Genomic DNA, 17,310 nt, shown 5'->3' on the forward strand with positions numbered 1-17,310 from the left:
CGCCTCCTCCACGCCGCCGGGCGCGAACGCAAGGACGAGCCGGCCGCGACGCTGGGGCGGCGCGGGTTCCGCCTGGCCGTCTGGGTCGCCTACGCGGCGACGCCCCTGCCGGCCCTGCCCGAGGCGGTGACGGCGGCGCTCGCCGAGGGCGGCCTCGACGCGGCCCTGCACTACTCGCGGCGCAGTGCCGCGACGGCGCTGGGCCTCGCCCGGGCGGCGGGGCGCGAGGGGGAGTTTCGGCGCCTCTTGCACCATTGCCTGTCGGCGGACGTGGCCGTGCCCCTGGTCGCGGCCGGCATCCTGTCCCATGTCGTCGCGGCACGGCCCGACGAGGACGCCCTGATGGCCGGGCTCGCCGCCGTCCACCCGGACTGCGACGCAGAGGCGTCGCCGGCCCTTCGCCCGGGCCGGGAGCGATGCTAAGGGACGATGAACCAGCGCGCGGCCCGGGCGGGATCCTGCCCCGCGGACGCGCTCCAGCCGAGCCGGTGGGCCCGCCTTCGCGGCGGGCTCCCGGCCCGACCCACAGGTGAGGATCTTTCGCCGTGAACCCATCCGACAAGGACCAGAAGGATTCCCGCAACCGTCCCGGCGGGCGCGGCGGCAACCCGGCGGATGGGCCGATCATCGACCTGAAGGCCACCCGCGTCGCCGACGCGCCGAAGGCCGAGCCGGGCAAGCCTGATCCGGTCAAATCGGAGCCGGGCAAGCCGGCTACGCCTGCCGCCGCCTCCGGACGCCCCGGCGAGCCGACGAAGGCCGCCGAGGTGAAGCCCGCCGAGATGAAGCCGGGCGCGACCGGTCAGGCCGCGGCCGCCGGCACGTCCGGCCCGACGGCGAAGCCGTTCGGCGGAGGAACGGGCCCGACGGGTTCGACCGGATCCTCCGGCCCGACCGGGGCCACGGGATCGGCCGCCGCCGTGAGGCCGGGCGAGGCCGCCAGGACGGTCGAGGCCAAGCCCGTCCCGAGCAGCGCCACCGGCTCGACCGGCGCCACCGGCTCGACGGGATCGACCGGATCCACGGCCTCGTCGCCGACCGGCGGACCCGCGAAGCCCGGCGCCGCGACCCCGGTCGTCACCGGCCCCGGCAGCGGGCCGCTCAAGGTCGGCGACGCGAAGCCCGGCACCGGGCCGACCGGGACTCCCGGCCTCAAGCCCGGGGCGACCGACGTGAAATCCCCGGCTGCCGGCACCGGCGCGACGACCGGCGCGGCCGCGGTCGGCTCCGGCCCGAACCCCGCGGGAGCGACCGGCGCCACCGGTGCACGCCTCTCCACGGTGCCGAAGACCGGGCCGCAGGCAGGTTCCGCCGCCGGTACGACCGTGCCGCCGAAGGACGCCCCGAAGGATACGCCCAAGGCCACGGCGACGACCCCGGTCGTCGCCCCGCAGGTCCGGTCGGGTGCGGGCTTCGGCTCGCTGCTCGCGGCCTCGCTGCTCGGCGGCGTGGTCGGCGCGGGCCTCCTATACGGCGTTACCACCTACGGCCCGGCCTACGGCATCAACCTGCCGAAGCCCGCCGCCCCGCAGGCGCAGGAAGCGGTGCCGCTCGAGCAGCGCCTCGCCGATCTCGCGCCGCGCGACAGCGTCCAGGCTCTCGACCGGCGCATCGGCTCCGTCGAGCAGACGCTGCGGCCGCTGCCCGACGCGGTGCGCGCGGCCGACGCCGCCGCCAAGGCCGCGACCCAGCGCGCCGACGAGGCCCTGCGCAAGGCCGAGGCCGCTCCCGCCGGACAGGCGGCGCCCGCGGTCCAGGCTCCCACGGCCCAGGCTCCGGCCTCGCAGGCTGCCGGCATCGATCCGGCCCGCCTCCAGGGCATCGAGAAGCAACTTGCCGACCTCCAGGGCCGCAGCGGCGGCGATGCCGGCCTGCGCCAGCGCGTCGACGGCCTCGCCCAGGCGGTGACGGCGCTCCAGGGCCGGAACGACGGCGCCGACCTGCGCGGGCGCCTCGACGGGCTCGACAAGGGCCTGAAGGCGCTCCAGGCCGATCTCGGCACCCGCACGGCAGCCGAGGAGCAGGCCGACAAGGCGCTGGGCCAGCGCATCGACGAGCTGCGCCAGGCCCTCGACACCCGGGCCAAGGCCGCCGACCAGCGGGCCGAGGGGCTGCAGCAGGCGCTCGACGCCCGCACCAAGACCGTCGACCAGCGCCTTTCCGAGCTGGCGAAGTCGGTCGAGGGCCGGGCCGAGGCCGGCACCGTCCAGGCGGCGCTCCGGGTCGTCGCCGCCGACCGCATCGCCAGCGCGCTCGCCTCCGGGGCGCCCTATGCCGACGCGCTCGCCACCCTCAAGCAGCTCGATCCCGGCCAGGCCGGGGCTCTCGCGCCGCTCGAGCCCTTCGCCCAGAGCGGCGCTCCGACCGCGGCCTCGCTCGCCCAGAGCTTCCAGCCCGTCGCCGCCAAGCTGAACGCCGCGGCGCTCGCCGCCCGGCAGAAGGCGGTGGCGGAGCGCGGCAGCATCACCGACCGCCTGACCAGCATGGCCGAGTCGATCGTCTCGGTGCGCAAGGTCGGCAGCGAGGGCGCGGCCCCGACGGCGGGCACCCCCGCCGACCCGACCGAGGCCGGGGTGGCCAAGGTCCAGGACGCGCTGGCCCGCGGCGCGGTGTCGGAGGCCGCCAAGGCCTTCGACGCCCTGCCGGAGCAGACCCGCCAGGAAGCCGGCGATGTCGGCCAGCGCCTGAAGGCCCGGGCCGCGGCCGGCGAGGCCGCGCGGGCTCGGCTCGCCGCCGCCTTCGCGGCGATCCAGGGTCCGGCGACCCGCTGACCACCTGACGCAGTGCGGCCGCCTGCCCGGGCGGCCGCGGGAAGCAACCTCCCGGGGCTCGATCGACGCCCCCTCGCGCGCCCGGTGCGGCAGCGCGGCTTTCTGGAGTTGATGGACCGATGTGGCGCGCACTCGCCTTCGTGGCACTTCTCGCCGTCGCCGCCTACGGGGCGGTCTGGCTCGCCGACCGGCCCGGCGTGGTCACCGTGACCTGGGGCGGCTACGAGCTGGCGACCAGCCTCGCGGCGGCCCTCGTCGGCGTCATGGTGCTCGCCGTGGTGCTCGGCTTCATCTGGGCCTTCGCCCGCGGCATCCTGAACCTGCCCGAGCGGCTGACCCTGTCGAGCCGGCGCCGGCGCCAGGCCCGCGGCTACAACGCGCTCTCGCGCGGCATGGTGGCGGTGGGTTCCGGCGATCCGGTGGCGGCGCGCCGCCACGCCGGCGAGGCTGAGCGCCTGCTCGGCAACGAGCCGCTCGCCCTGCTGCTGACCGCCCAGGCCGCCCAGATCTCGGGCGACCGCGCCGGGGCCGAGCGCGCCTTCCAGCGCATGGTCGACGATCCCGAGACCCGGGTGCTCGGCCTGCGCGGCCTGTTCGTCGAGGCCCGGCGCCAGGACGACGAGGCCACGGCCCGCGCCTACGCCATCGAGGCGTCGCGCCTCGCCCCGAGCGTCACCTGGGCCAACGAGGCCGTGATGGAGAGCCAGTGCGCCGACCGCGACTGGTCCGGCGCCCTCGACACCGTGTCGCGCCGCGCCGCGCTCGGCCTCTCGGACAAGGCGGCGATGCGCCGCCAGCGCGCCGTGCTGCTCACCGCCAGCGCCCTCGACCTCGAGGCCGGCGACCCCGAGCGCGCGCTCGCCCAGGCCCGCGAGGCGGTGAAGCTCGCCCCCGACCTGGTGCCGGCCGCAGTCCTCGCCGGGCGGCTGTTCGCCCGCCGCGGCGACCTCAAGCACGGCGCCCGGGTGGTCGAGGCGGCCTGGCGCGCGGCCCCGCACCCGGAGCTCGCCCGGGTCTATCTCGACCTGCGCACCGGTGATTCGAGCCGCGACCGCCTCGCCCGCGCCGAGACGCTGGCCCGGATCTCGTCCTGGCATCCGGAATCGCGCTTCGCCATCGCCCGCGCGGCGCTCGACGCCCGCGAATTCGCCCGGGCCCGCGACGTGCTCAGCCCGCTGCTCGCCGACCAGCCGACCGCGCGCGCCTACGAGACGATGGCCGAGATCGAGGAGGCCGAGCACGGCGCGGCCTCCGGCAAGGCCCGCGAGTGGCAGGCCCGCGCGGTCCGTGCCGCGCGCGATCCGGCCTGGTGCGCCGACGGCCTGGTCTCCGACCGCTGGGCCCCGGTCTCCCCGGTGAGCGGCCGCCTCGACGCCTTCGTGTGGCAGACCCCGCCCGACCTGCTCGGCCGCTCGTCCGCGGGCCACGCCCACGAAGCCGCGCCCGCCGCGGCCAACGCGACCGCCACGGCGCCGAAGACCGGCACGATCAACACCCTGGCCTCCGGCGCCTCGGGCCCGGCGGTGGTGCCGGTGCCGGTGACGATGCCGGAAGTGGTCGGTCCGGGGCGCTGAGCGCGCCCGCGGGATTCCCGCCCGTTCGCATCCGGGCGAGCGCGCCCGGATGCGCCACATCGTGACGAAGAGGAACGCCCGGTCGACGGACCGGGCGACGCCTCCATCCCGCCCCCGTGGGAGCCTTCGGCGAGAGGGGAAGGCGGCCCTAGCCGATCCCCGCCAGCAGCTCGACGACCGTCTCGGGGTTCGGCACCTCGACGTCGTGCGGCACCGCCAGTTCGCGGTAGGTCCAGCCGGATTTCGCCTTGGCCCGCTGCCGGCTCGGCTCGATCGCGGCGAGCGCCGGGCCGGTGTAGGCGACGTAGGTCACCGGCAGGCCGGCGCCGGCGGGTTTCGCGAGGCGCACCGGGCTCTCGTAGGTGCCGATCGGGTGCGGCCGCAGCCGCTGCATGAACCAGTCCTTGGCCGGTCCCGCCGGAATCGGAAAGGCCTCCGGGCCGGGCACCGGCAGGGCCACGCCCGCCCCTTGCTCCTGCGCCACCTTGCGGCGCGTATCGGCCATGCCGGCGGGCAGGATCGTGAAGGCCGTGTCGCCGTTCTCCGGGATCAGCGCATCGAGGTAGACGACGTGGCGGATGCGGTCGGTCAGGCGGTCGGCGACGCCGGTCACCGCCATGCCGCCGTAGGAATGCCCGACCAGCACGACGTCGCGCAGGTCCTCGAAGGCGAAGACGCTCGCCACGTCGTCGATATGGGTGTCGACCGTGATCTGGCGCGAGAGCAGGTGGCTGCGCTCGCCGAGCCCGGTTTGCGTCGGCGTGTAGACCCGGTGCCCGCGGCCGCGAAGGCCCACCGCCACGTCGCGCCAGATCCAGCCGCCGCCATAGGCGCCGTGGACGAGGACGTAGGTCTTCGGCGCCGCGCCTTGGGCACGGGCCGCGCCCGGCGCGAGGGCCGCCGCCGCCAGGGAGACGCCCGCCAGGGCCGTTCTGCGATTGACCGTCACGCGCTGCTTCCTCCGGTTGTCCGTTCTTGCGGTTGTTCGTTCTTGGCACGTTGTAGCGGCAGAACGGCCCGGGTCCACCGCGATGTATGCGCGGGACGCGGCTCCCGCGCCGCGTCGCCGGTGCTATGGAAGGGTCACCGACACGCTTGAACCAACGAGGGCACGAGCCGCCGATGACCCACGCGGAGACCGCCACGCCGCCGGACCTCGCCGGCACCCTGTCGCCGCGGATGCAGGGCATCGGCACGAGCCAGATCGGCCTCGTCGCCGACCGGGGCCGGGACGACCCCGAGGTGGTCAAGCTGTGGATCGGCGAGGGGGATTTGCCGACGCCGCCCTTCATCGTCGAGGCCGCCCACAGGGCGATGCTGGCCGGGCACACCCGCTACGCCACCTCGCTCGGCCTGCCGCGCCTGCGCGAGGCGCTGAGCGCCTACCACGCCCGGCACTGGGGCGTGGACGTGCCGGCGGAGCGCTTCGCCGTGACGGCCGGCGGCATGAACGCCATCATGCAGGCGGCCCAGGCGCTGCTGGAGCCCGGCGACGAGATCGTCATTCCCTCGCCGGCCTGGCCGAACCTGGCCGAGGCCGTGCGCATCACCGGCGGCGTGCCGGTGACGGTGCCGTACCGGGTGCAGGCAGACGGGCGCTTCGCCCTGCCGCTCGCCGACATCGAGGCCGCCCTCACCCCGCGCACCCGCGCCATCGTGGTCAACTCGCCCTCGAACCCGACCGGCTGGATCATGCCGCTCGACGAGATGAAGGCCCTTCGCGACCTCGCCCGGGCGCGGGGGCTGTGGATCGTCGCCGACGAGGTCTACGCCCACTTCGCCTACGGCAACGCCATCGCGCCGTCCTTCCTGCAGATCTGCACCGAGGACGACCGGCTGATCGTCACCAACACCTTCTCCAAGAACTGGGCGATGACCGGCTGGCGCGCCGGCTGGCTGATCGCCCCGCGCGGCCTCGCCCCCACCTTCGCCAAGCTCGGCCAGTACAACACCACCTCGATCCCGACCTTCATCCAGCATGCCGCCGTCACGGCGCTCGAGGAGGGCGACGGCTTCATCCGACAGATGGTCGGCCGCTGCGCCGAGAGCCGCGAGATCCTGGTCGAGGGGCTGTCGCGGCTGCCCGGCGTCACCGTGTCGGTGCCGGAGGGCGCCTTCTACCTGATGGCCCGGGTCGCGGGCCCCGGCACCCCGCGGCCGGACGAGACCAGCCTCGCCATCGCCTTCCGGCTCCTGGCCGAGGCCAAGGTCGGCGTGGCGCCCGGCACCGCCTTCGGCCCGGAGGGCGAGGGCTTCATCCGCCTCTGCTTCGCCATCAGCCCCGGCCTCGCCCGGGAGGCGGTGGCGCGGCTCTCCGCCGTCCTCGGCCGCTGACGGAGGAGCCCCGATGTCCGAGCCGATCGCCTTCCTGGGCAACCTCGATCCCGACGAGGAGGCCGAGTTCCTCGCCGCCCTCGCGACCGCTCTTCCCGAGGAAACCTTCCGGCCGTTCCGTACCCTGACGCCGGCCGAGCGCGCGGCGGTGCGGATCGCCGTCGTGGCCAATCCCGACCCCGCCGAGGTGGCGCTGCTGCCGAACCTCGCCTGGATCCACAGCCTGTGGGCGGGGGTCGAGCGCCTGGTGCGCGACCTCGGGACTGGGAGCGCGCCGATCGTGCGCCTGGTCGACCCCGAGCTCGCCCGCACCATGGCGGAGGCGGTGCTGGCCTGGACCTACTACCTCCAGCGCGACATGCCGGCCTACCGGCGCCAGCAGGAGGCCGCGACCTGGCGCCAGCTGCCCTACCGGCCGCCGGGCGAGGTCGGGGTCGGGCTCCTCGGCCTCGGGGCGCTCGGGAGCGCGGCGGCGGAACGGCTGGTCCAGGCGGGGTTCCGGGTCGCGGCCTGGAGCCGCGCGCCCAAGCCCGTCCCGGTGGGCGTGACGGGATTCTCCGGGCCGGACGGACTGGCCGGCCTGCTCGCGGCGAGCGACATCGTCGTCTGCCTGCTGCCGCTCACCGGGGAGACGCGCGGCCTCCTCGATGCCGGTCGCTTCGCCGCGATGAAGCCCGGGGCGGGACTGATCAATTTCGGCCGCGGGGCGATCGTCGAGACCGAGGCGCTGATCGCCGCCCTCGATGCGGGCCGGGTGTCGCACGCGGTGCTGGACGTCTTCCCGGTCGAGCCGCTGCCGCCGGATTCGGCGCTGTGGCGCCATCCGGGCGTGACCGTCCTGCCGCACATCTCGGGGCCGACCACCCCGGGCAGCGCCGCGGCGGTCGTCGCCGGCAACGTGCGGGCCTATCGGGCGACCGGACGGATCCCGGCGGCGGTCGACGTGGCGCGGGGGTACTGAGCGGGCTGCGAGCAAGATCTGCGACGAGACGATGGTTCGGGCGGACGAGAAGTCGGCTTGCCCACAACACGCGACACGGGACGCTGCATGGCCGCGGCCGCGACGACCCCCTTGCATCAACCCTCTCCCCTCTGCGGCAGGGCTGTCCGGGGAAAAGTGGCGCAGGTTAGTCCCTCCCCCTTTGCGGGGGAGGGTGGCTCCTGCGTCAGCAGGGGCCGGGAGAGGGGCAGCGCGACGGCGATCCAGGGAGCGCCCGTCACCGCGGGCACGATATCTCCGAAAGCGGCGTCCCCTCTCCCGGCCCCCGTTCGGGGGCCACCCTCCCCCGCAGAGGGGGGAGGGGGAAACCCGCGCCATTCTTTTCCCCGGACAGCCCTGCGTCGAGGGGAGATGCGGCCCCGCGGCGAGTGCGAATCACTCGTGCTGGGACAGGAGAGGGGACGCCGCTTCGTAAGAAGACCGAATCGTTCCGAAGGGTGGCCGCTGAAAGCGCGTCGCGCCGCCCCCTCTTGCGGGACTTCGGCCCGGCCCCTGCCGACGCGGGCTCCATTCCTCCCCGCAGAGGACGAGGGTTCGCGCGTCGGCGATCCTCGTGAACCGCACGCCCCGCCGTGCCGCGCGATGCGTGGCAGGCCAACGCCTCGTCGGCTCAGCCGGGGCGACGGGCCCGGAGGACCGGCGGGGAGGCGGAAACGGCGGTCTCGGGGCGGTCCGTGCGCTGCAGCCAAGCCAGGGCGCTGCGAGCCGCGTCCTCGGCCTGGTGCGCCCGCTCCTCGGCGGCCGCGATCAGGGCGGCGGCGCGGCTCTGGGCAGCCTGTGCCCGGTCCTCGCCGCCACGATGTAGAGTTGCGCCTCATCGAGCCTTCTGTGGGCGCTGCGCAGCAGGCTCCGGGCCTGGGCTTGGCGTCGCCGGATCTCCGCCTCGGTCGCTTCGGCCTCGTCGGCCGCAGCCCGCACATGGGCGATCAGCCGGTCCCAGTCCCGGGGCGGGGCGCCGGCATCGACGGGCGACAGGCCGTCCCGCGCGGTTCGCTCGACGACCGAACGCACGAGGATCGCGAGGTGCGGATGGAGCTCCGGCGTCGCGCCGTTCTCGAAGTCGCCCCGCCGCGCGGCGCGTTCGCTGGCGAAGAAATCGATCCCCATGACGTCCGTCCCGTCGTCCCAAGCCGGGTCGCCCCGCGGTGATGCCCGGGAGTGTCACAGATCATGGTTAATCGTGGATTAATCTCAAGAGTTGTCATAGCCAAGAGCCGCAGGGGAAGAGGCCCGGATCGGTAGAAATGGATCGATCACGAGCGGACCAATCGCGCCCCAACGACTGATGAACGGCGCCTCGGCGGCGCTCGGAAACCGCGATCCCGTGACGGTGAAGGCGCCGGATCGGGAGGACACGGCGCCCGAGACTCCGGAAATCCTGCCGCGCCGGAATGCGTACGCCGACGCCGGCCCCGACCGGCACGCCCCCGCATCCCGAAATCCACGCCCGGCCCGACCTTCGCCATTGACGCCCCGGGGCTGCAGGGCCTAACCGACGATCATGCGCAGGTTTTCGCCGCAACGGCCGATCGTCCGCGCGACCATCGCGGTGGTCGCGCTCTACGCGCTGTGCCTGCACGTCCTGCTCGGCGCACTCGCCCCGACCCCGGCCGTGGCCGCCCCGGGGGCCGTGATCTGCCAGCACGAGGCAGGCGACGGCAGCCCGCAGACGGCGGCGCATTGCGCCCTGGCCTGCTGCGTCGCGGCCCACCACGTCGCCCTCGCGGTCCCGGTCCTGCTGGCGTTCGGGTTCGCCTGGGACGGCCTGCCTCCGCCCGTCCGCGTCCCGCCCGCCGCCGACGAGAACCCGGTCCGGGCCCCGCCCGACCGCGCCGCCAGCCCGAGGGGACCGCCGCAGGCCTGATCGATCCGTTGTCGCCATCGATCGCAGCCTGTCCGGATTCCCGCCCCATGTCCGTTTCCTCCGCCGCCCCGGTCACGGGGCGCGCGCCCCCGCGCGGCGTGCCTCGTCCGAGCGCGCCCTTGCGCGACGCGCTCCATCGCGCGGTCTGGCGCTGGCACTTCTACGCCGGCCTCCTCTGCCTGCCGTTCCTGATCCTCCTGTCGATCACCGGCTCGGTCTACCTGTTCAAGGACGAGATCAACCGCACGCTGTTCTCCTACCGGACGGTGGTGGCGGTGCGGGCGACGCCGCCGCTCTCGCCCGAGCGGCTGGTCTTCATCGCCGCCGAGGCGGTGCCGGATGCCGCGCCCAAGACCTATGCGAGCCCCGACGCCCCCGACCGGGCGGCGGTCGTCACGATGGCCGGGCCGCAGGGCAGGACGCTCGTCTACCTCGACCCCTATGACGGCGCGGTGCTCGACCGGGTGGGGCGCGACGCCGAGGCGATGATGGTGGTGCGCCGGCTGCACAGCCTCGCGTATTTCGGTCCGGTGGCGAACGCGCTGATCGAGGTCGTGGCCGGCTTCACGGTGATCCTGGTCCTGAGCGGGATCTACCTGTGGTGGCCGCGCGGGCAGGGCGGCGGGGTCGTCGGCGTACGCGGCACGCCGCGGCGGCGGGTGTGGTGGCGCGACCTGCACGCGGTCACGGGCTTCGTCGCCGGGGCGGGCCTGCTCTTCCTCGCCGCGACCGGCCTGCCGTGGTCGATCCTGTGGGGCGACCAGGTCCGGGCGATCTCGAACCGGGCCGGGCTCGGCCAGCCCGATGCGCTCTGGGCCGGGGTGCCGGTCTCGGCGGTGCCAATGGGCGAGGTCCTCGACACGACGGGCTGGGCGCTGGAGGACGCGCCGCTGCCGCGCTCCCCTGCACAGGACGGTGTCCCGATCGGCATCGACCGGGCGATCGAGATCGTGACCGGGCTCGGGATGCCGGCAGGCTACGAGCTCGCCCTGCCGGAGGGCCCGACCGGGGTCTACGCGGCTGCCGCCTATCCGCGCGACGTCACGCGCCAGCGGATGATCACCCTCGACCAGTATAGCGGCAAGCCGCTGGTCGACGTGCGGTTTCGCGATATCGGCCTCGTCGGGCGGGGCATCCAGTACGGGATCGGGCTGCACAAGGGCGAGTTCGCGGGGCGGGTCAACCAGCTCCTGATACTGGCCTTCTGCCTCGCCACGCTCCTGCTCGCGGTGAGCGCCGCGGTGATGTGGTGGAAGCGCCGCCCCGCCGGGCGCCTCGGCGTGCCGCCCTGGCCCGGGGACCGACGGGTCGTCGCCGGGGTCACCGGGATCGTCGTCGCGCTCGGGATCGTCTTCCCCCTGACCGGGCTGGCGATCCTGGCGATGATCGTCCTCGACGCCGCGATCGCCGGCCTGCGCCGCACCCTCCGGCACCCCGCCGCCGCCTGATCCGACGCCGGCGCGACCGCGCCGCGCTCCCGCACCCGTTTCGTTGAGATCCCGTCCATGCCGTCCCGTCCCGGTGCCGGCCTGCGCCCCCGCGCGCTCGCCTTCCTGCTCGCCGCCGTCCCGGCGACCGCCCATTCCCATGCCGCCGCCCAGGAGACCATCGCCCTCGACGAGATCTCGGTCGCGGGTGCGGCGCCGGTGCCAGGTTCGAGTCCAAGTCCGGGTCCAGGTCAGGTCGCGAGACCGGTCTTCGGGGTCGCGGCGCCGCCGGGCTCCGCCCCGAGCGTGATCGAGCGCCCGGTCGGCGAGGTCGTGACCGCCATCGGCCGGCAGGACGTGATCGCCAACCGGCCGGCGACCAGCGTCGCGCAGGTGCTCGTCAACAGCCCCGGCGTCACCGTGCGCCAGGGCAACGGTCCCCGCGACGTGGTGGTGTCGATCCGCGGCAACAACGCCCGCTCGACCGGCGTGATCAAGAACATGGTGGTCCTGGAGGACGGCTTCGTCGTCACCCAGCCCGACGGCGCCTCGCGCTTCGACATCACCGATCCGCGGGCCTATTCGCGCATCGACGTCTTCCGCGGGCCGCAATCGCCCCTGTTCGGCAACTACGCCACCGGCGGGGCGATCGCCTTCCGCACCCGGACCGGGCGCGAGATCGACGGCTACGAGGTCGGGATCGATGCCGGAAGCTTCGGCACGCTCGGCCGCTACTTCACGGTCGGCGGCGTGAGCGGGCCCTACGAGGTCAGCCTGTTCGCCAGCGATTTCCGCAGCAACGGCTACCAGGACCACTCCAGCGCCGACACCCAGACGGTGAACCTCCTGGCGAGCTACACGCCCAGCCCGGACAACCGCTTCACCCTCAAGGTGATCAACAACACGCTCGAGGCCGACCTTCCCGCCCGCTCGTCCCTGGCGCAGTACCGGATCAACCCCTACCAGCGCGGCTGCGCCAGCGCCGCCACGGCGGCGCCCGGCTGCACCACCGTCAACCTCCTGCAGAACGGCGCCTTCGGCACCACCGTGCCGGTGACGGCCTCCGAGGGGGCCTTCGGCCGCAACGACCGGCGCACGATCATCGCGGCGCGCTGGGAGCACGACATCAACGCAAACACGACCTGGCGCACGCAGGTCGGCTTCGACGAGCGCAACTTCAACCAGCCGTTCTACACGACCTCCTCGCGCGGCAGCTATCCGTCCTACAACGTCCTGTCGGACATCACCCATCGCGGCGAAGTGTTCGGCCTGCCGACGGTGGGCTACGCGGCACTCTCCTACAGCGCCATCGACAACCACATCTCGCTGTTCAACCGGGCGCCCTATCTCGGGCCGCGCCTCGGCGCGCTCGCGAGCAACCAGGAGGCGGCGCAGTCGAATCTCGGCGGCCGCGCGCGGGCCGAGGTCGCGCTGTCGGAGCGGTGGACCGGCGTGCTCGGCGTCTCGGCCGAGAACACTTGGCTCACGGGCCGCACCCTGACCTACGCCTACTCGGCCGCCGGCACGACCCGGATGGCGGCCGACATCGACCGCAGCTTCCTTAACGTCGCGCCGGAACTGGCGCTGGTCTACCGGCCCGACGACACCCTGGCTTTCCGCGGGCGGGTCGCCACCGGCTACGCCACCCCGGCGGCGAGCCAGCTCTTCGTCACCCCGGCCGGCGTGCCGGGCAACAACACCGACCTGCGCACCCAGACCAACCTCGGATTCGACCTCGGGGTCGACTGGTCGCCGCTGCCGGAGCTGCGCCTCAGCCTGACCGGCTTCTACGAGTTCTTTCGCAACGAGCTCGTCACCCAATCGCCGGGGGCGGGCCTCCTGAGCTACACCTTCAACGCCCCGGCCTCCGAACATCGCGGCATCGAGGCGGGGGCCGAGTGGGCGTTCTCGCCCGGCTGGCGGGCCAACGCCGCCTACGGCCTCAACGACCAGTTCTATACCCGCTACGTCGAGCAGCTGAGCGCCGGCAGCCTGACGGCGCGGTTCGACCGGGCCGGGCGCCTGATCCCGGGGGTACCGGCCCACCAGCTCCTCGCCCGGATCGGCTACGACCAGCCGACGGGGCCGCTGAAAGGGCTCGGCGCCTTCGTCGAGGCGGTCTACCAGGACGGCTTCTTCCTCGACAACGCCAACCAGCTGAAGGCGCCGGGCTACGCGCTCCTCAACGCCAACGTCCACTACGACACCGATCTCGTCGGGTCCTACGCCAAGCGCCTCAGCCTCTACGTCGAGGTGCGCAACATCCTCGACACGACCTACATCGCCTCGGCCCAGCCGCTGGCGAACTCGATCAGCGCGGCGACCGGGCTGCAGAACGGGGCGGGGGTACTCGCCACCACCACCGGCTCGATCTTCGCCGGAGCGCCGCGCAGCGTCGTCGGCGGGATGAAGCTGGCGTTCTGACGCCCGGTGCGACCCGGGCGTCAGGCCACCGCCGCAATGGCGCCCGGGGCCTCCCATTCGGGGCCCCAGACCTGCACGACGTGGCCGGGCGAGACCTCGCGGTAGATCCGCTCGGGCGGCACGTAGTCGACCGGGCGGATCGGACTCTTGATCTCGTCGCTGCGCACGGCGTGGAGCTGGCGGCGCCGGCCCGGATCGGGCACCGGCACGGCGGCCATCAGCTTCTTCGTATAGGGGTGCTGGGGTGCGCCAAAGATCGCCGCCCGGGGGCCGATCTCGACGATCTCGCCGAGATACATCACGGCGACCCGGTGGCTGACGCGCTCCACCACCGCCATGTCGTGCGAGATGAACAGGTAGGCCAGACCCAGCGCAGCCTGCAGGTCGAGCATCAGGTTCACCACCTGCGCCTTCACCGAGACGTCGAGGGCCGAGACCGACTCGTCGGCCACGATCAGCCGGGGTTCCAGCGCCAGCGTGCGGGCGATGCAGATGCGCTGGCGCTGGCCGCCGGAGAATTCGTGCGGGTAGCGGCTCGCCATCTCGGGCTTGAGGCCGACCCGGCGCAGCAGGTCGGCGGCGCGGTTCCGCGCCTGCGCGCGCGAGCAGAGACGGTTGATCAGCAGCGGCTCGGCGATGGCCGCCCCCACGCTCATCCGCGGATCGAGGCTGGCGAAGGGGTCCTGGAAGATCATCTGCATCCGCCGGCGGCAGGCACGCAGGGCGGCGGGAGACAGGCCGAGCACGTTCTCGCCGTCGAGGAGGACCGAGCCGGCGACCGGCTCGATCAGCCGCAGCACCGAGCGGCCGGTGGTGGACTTGCCGCAGCCCGATTCGCCGACGAGGGCCAGGGTCTCGCCCGCCCGCACCGCGAAGGAGACGTCCTCGACCGCGTGGACCCGGCCGCGCACCCGCGAGAGCAGGCCGCCGCGGATGTCGAAGCGGGTGGTGAGCCCCTTCACCTCGAGCACCGGGCGCTCGCCCTCGCGCACGGTGTCGGGAAGCGGCGGAGCCGCCTCCGGCTCGCCGGTGGCGCGGTCGACAATCTCGAACCGGGCCGGGCGGGTGGTGCCCTGCATCGCCCCGAGGCGGGGCACGGCGGCGAGGAGCGCCCGGCTGTAGGGATGGGCCGGGCGGCGGAAGATCTGCTCGGTGGCCCCCGTCTCGACGGCGCGGCCGTCGACCATCACCACGGTGCGGTCGGCGATCTCGGCCACCACCCCCATGTCGTGGGTGATGAACAGGACCGACATCCCTTCCTCCTCCTGGAGGAGCTTGATGAGGTCGAGGATCTGGGCCTGGATCGTCACGTCGAGCGCCGTCGTCGGCTCGTCGGCGATGAGGAGCTTGGGCCGGCAGGCGAGCGCCATCGCGATCATCACCCGCTGGCGCATGCCGCCGGAGAAGCGGTGCGGGTAATCGTGCACCCGCGAGGCGGCCGCCGGGATGCGCACCTTGTCGAACAGCCGCACGGTCTCGGCCTCGGCCTCTCCATGCGACATGCCGCGGTGGAGCCGCAGCGCCTCGCCGATCTGGAAGCCGACGGTGAGCACCGGGTTCAGGCTCGTCATCGGCTCCTGGAAGATCATCGCGACGTCGTCGCCGCGGATGCGCCGCATCTCGGCGTCGGGAAGGCGCAGGAGGTCGCGGCCCTCGAGCAGCACCCGGCCGCCGGTGCGGGTCGCGTCGCGCGGCGTGAGCCGCATGATCGACATCGCCGTGACGCTCTTGCCGGAGCCCGATTCGCCCACGAGGGCGACGGTCTCCTTGGGGCCGATGTCGAACGAGACGCCGTGCACCACCGGGCGCCAGGCCTGCTCGGAGCGGAACGCGACGGTGAGGTCCTGGACCGAGAGGATCGGGGTGGTCATCGTGGATTGCCCTGAGGATGCGTGCTCCCGTTCGCGACCTCATCCTGAGGTGCGAGCGGAGCGAGCCTCGAAGGAGACCTCCAGCGGTCTCCGAGGGATCTGGAGCCGTCCTTCGAGGTCAGTCGATCGTCGATCGACGGACGCCTCAGGATGAGGTCCGGGGTGGGAATGAGGGCGGTGCCGGCTCTCACAACACCCGCCGCGGATCGAGCGCGTCGCGCAAGCCGTCGCCGATGAAGTTGATCGACAGGACGGTCAGGAAGATCGCGGCGCCCGGAAACAGCGCCCAGTGCGGCGCCACGTCGAGGTGGTCCTTGGCGTCGTAGAGGAGCCGGCCCCAGGTCGGGATGTCGGGCGGGAAGCCGAGACCGAGAAACGACAGGGTGGATTCGGCGATGATCGCCGACGAGACCTCGATCGTCGCCGCGACGATCACCGGGCCGATGGCGTTCGGCAGGATATGGCGGGTGACGAGGTGCCAGGCGGTCGCTCCTTGAGAGCGCGCGGCCTCGACGAACTCCTTCTCGCGCAAGCTCAGGAACTGCGCCCGCACGAGGCGCGCCACCGGCATCCAGCGCAGGCCGCCGATCACCGCGACAATCATCACGAAGACGCCGCCCTCGACCCCGAAGGCCTGCTTCAGCTGGTCCCGGAAGAGGTAGATGATGAGGAGCAGCAGCGGCAGCTGCGGCAGCGACAGGAACAGGTCGGTCAGCCACATCAGGAACGGGTCGAGGAAGCGGCGCGACATGCCGGCGAGCGCGCCGACCACGACGCCGACGACGGTCGCGACGATCATCGCGGCGAACCCCACCGCCAGCGAGATCCGCCCGCCATAGATCATGCGGGCCAGGAGATCCTGGCCGAGGTCGTCGGTGCCGAGAGGATGGGCCCAGGACGGGCCCTGGAGTGTCGCCGCGAAGTCGATCTCGTCGATCGCCACCGGCCAGACCCAGCCGCCGAGGACGACCGCCAGCACCAGGAAGCCCAGCACCCCGACGCTGACGACCGCGAGGCGGTGGCGGCGGAAGCGCCGCCAGGTGTCCCGCCCCGAGACCGCCGGCGGCGTCGGGGCGGCCGCCTCAGCGGTAGGAGATGCGAGGGTCGAGCCAGCCATAGAGGAGGTCCGCGACGAGGTTGAACAGGACGACGAGGCAGGCGAACACGAAGGTGACGGCCATCACCACCGGCGTGTCGTTGGCGAGCATCGCGTTGATGAGGAGCGAGCCGATCCCGGGGATCCGGAAGATCTGCTCGGTGACGATGGCGCCGCCGAACACCGCCGGGATCTGGAGCGCCACGAGCGTCACGACCGGGATCAGCGCGTTGCGGGCGATGTGCCGGACCGTGACGGTGCCGTCCGACAGGCCCTTGGCCCGGGCGGTGGTGACGTAGTCGAGGCGGGCCACGTCGAGCACCGAGGCGCGGACGTAGCGGGTGTAGGAGGCTGCCTGGAAGAAGCCCAGCACGCAGACCGGCATGATCGCCTGCCGGACGTGCTCCCAGGCCCAGCGCCAGCCGGTGGCCGAGATGTCGGCCTGGTAGACGAAGGGCAGCCAGTCCAGCGTCAGGCTGAAGAGCAGGATGAACAGCAGACCGGTGAAGAAGGTCGGCAGCGAGAAGCCGATGAAGGCGAGCGTGTTGGCCACCTGGTCGAAGACCGAGTAGGGCCGGATCGCCGCCAGGATGCCGACCGGCACGGCGATCAGCAGCGCAAGCACCTGCGACGAGCCGACCACGAACAGGGTGGTGGGCAGGCGTTGCAGGATCAGGTCGTCGACGTCGACCCGGCTGGCGAAGGAGAAGCCCCAGTCGCCCTGGAGCATCGCCGTCAGCCAGTGCAGGTAGCGCACCAGGATCGGGTCATCGAGGCCGAATTTCAGCCGCAGGGCCTCGCGCACCTCCGGCGGCACGTTGGGGTTGGTGGCCAGCTCCCCGAACGGGTCGCCGGGCGCGAGCGCCAGGACGGTGAACAGGATGAGGCTGATCCCGAGCAGGCTCGGGATCGCGATCAGCAGGCGGCGGAGGAGATAGGCTCCCATCGG

At 73.5% G+C, this 17,310-nt stretch carries 13 protein-coding genes; 8 read left to right on the forward strand and 5 right to left on the reverse strand.

Going from position 1 to position 17,310, the window contains the following annotated elements:
- From HPY23_RS16775 to HPY23_RS16785, 3 genes are all read left to right on the forward strand, one after another.
- Positions 1 to 423, forward strand: a 423-nt coding sequence (locus HPY23_RS16775; protein WP_200649648.1) for a uroporphyrinogen-III synthase, incomplete at its 5' end; no start/stop codon positions are given.
- Positions 424 to 545: 122 nt separating this feature from the next.
- Complete coding sequence (locus HPY23_RS16780) at positions 546 to 2,771, forward strand: COG4223 family protein (protein WP_091886564.1); 2,226 nt, start codon at positions 546 to 548, stop codon at positions 2,769 to 2,771.
- Between the two features lie 119 nt (positions 2,772 to 2,890).
- Positions 2,891 to 4,345 (forward strand): heme biosynthesis protein HemY, encoded by a 1,455-nt coding sequence (locus HPY23_RS16785; protein WP_091886561.1) that lies wholly within the window; start codon positions 2,891 to 2,893, stop codon positions 4,343 to 4,345.
- Between the two features lie 148 nt (positions 4,346 to 4,493).
- Here HPY23_RS16785 and HPY23_RS16790 read toward each other — a convergent pair whose 3' ends face one another.
- Positions 4,494 to 5,294, reverse strand: coding sequence for an alpha/beta hydrolase (locus tag HPY23_RS16790; RefSeq protein WP_244537576.1), 801 nt, complete (start codon positions 5,292 to 5,294; stop codon positions 4,494 to 4,496).
- 173 nt (positions 5,295 to 5,467) lie between these two features.
- On the opposite strand from HPY23_RS16790, the gene HPY23_RS16795 reads away from it, so the two are divergent.
- Both HPY23_RS16795 and HPY23_RS16800 read left to right on the forward strand, forming a co-directional pair.
- Positions 5,468 to 6,679: a pyridoxal phosphate-dependent aminotransferase gene (locus tag HPY23_RS16795; protein ID WP_091886559.1), complete on the forward strand. Its 1,212-nt coding sequence runs from the start codon at positions 5,468 to 5,470 to the stop codon at positions 6,677 to 6,679.
- 13 nt (positions 6,680 to 6,692) lie between these two features.
- Complete coding sequence (locus HPY23_RS16800; protein ID WP_091886556.1) at positions 6,693 to 7,640, forward strand: 2-hydroxyacid dehydrogenase; 948 nt, start codon at positions 6,693 to 6,695, stop codon at positions 7,638 to 7,640.
- Between the two features lie 786 nt (positions 7,641 to 8,426).
- On the opposite strand, the gene HPY23_RS16805 is transcribed toward HPY23_RS16800, so the two are convergent.
- The gene (locus HPY23_RS16805) at positions 8,427 to 8,786 is read right to left on the reverse strand and encodes a hypothetical protein (RefSeq protein WP_091886553.1); all 360 of its coding nucleotides are present in this window, start codon (positions 8,784 to 8,786) and stop codon (positions 8,427 to 8,429) included.
- A 394-nt stretch (positions 8,787 to 9,180) separates the two neighbouring features.
- Between HPY23_RS16805 and HPY23_RS16810 the strand changes: the two genes are divergently transcribed.
- Genes HPY23_RS16810 through HPY23_RS16820 form a run of 3 tightly spaced genes read left to right on the forward strand, consistent with a single transcriptional unit; the run spans position 9,181 to position 13,394 of the window.
- Entirely contained in the window at positions 9,181 to 9,543 is a 363-nt protein-coding gene (locus HPY23_RS16810; protein WP_091886550.1) for a hypothetical protein, read from the forward strand.
- Positions 9,544 to 9,590: 47 nt separating this feature from the next.
- Positions 9,591 to 10,991, forward strand: coding sequence for a PepSY-associated TM helix domain-containing protein (locus tag HPY23_RS16815; protein WP_091886548.1), 1,401 nt, complete (start codon positions 9,591 to 9,593; stop codon positions 10,989 to 10,991).
- A gap of 57 nt (positions 10,992 to 11,048) precedes the next feature.
- A complete protein-coding gene (locus HPY23_RS16820) occupies positions 11,049 to 13,394 on the forward strand; it encodes a TonB-dependent receptor family protein (protein WP_091886545.1) in 2,346 nt (781 codons plus the stop codon).
- A gap of 20 nt (positions 13,395 to 13,414) precedes the next feature.
- Here HPY23_RS16820 and HPY23_RS16825 read toward each other — a convergent pair whose 3' ends face one another.
- The 3 genes from HPY23_RS16825 to HPY23_RS16835 all read right to left on the reverse strand — a co-directional run bounded on the left by HPY23_RS16825 (position 13,415) and on the right by HPY23_RS16835 (position 17,307).
- Positions 13,415 to 15,265 carry an ABC transporter ATP-binding protein gene (locus tag HPY23_RS16825; protein WP_091886542.1) on the reverse strand — a complete coding sequence of 617 codons (1,851 nt, stop codon included), beginning with the start codon at positions 15,263 to 15,265 and terminating at the stop codon, positions 13,415 to 13,417.
- A gap of 187 nt (positions 15,266 to 15,452) precedes the next feature.
- On the reverse strand, positions 15,453 to 16,382 hold the full coding sequence (locus tag HPY23_RS16830) for an ABC transporter permease (RefSeq protein ID WP_091886539.1): 930 nt from the start codon (positions 16,380 to 16,382) through the stop codon (positions 15,453 to 15,455).
- Entirely contained in the window at positions 16,348 to 17,307 is a 960-nt protein-coding gene (locus HPY23_RS16835) for an ABC transporter permease (protein WP_060846339.1), read from the reverse strand. The genes HPY23_RS16830 and HPY23_RS16835 overlap by 35 nt, the downstream gene beginning before the upstream one ends.
- Positions 17,308 to 17,310 lie beyond the last annotated feature (3 nt).

The sequence above is a fragment of the Methylobacterium ajmalii genome (assembly GCF_016613415.1).
In the GTDB taxonomy this organism is placed as follows: Bacteria; Pseudomonadota; Alphaproteobacteria; order Rhizobiales; family Beijerinckiaceae; genus Methylobacterium; species Methylobacterium ajmalii.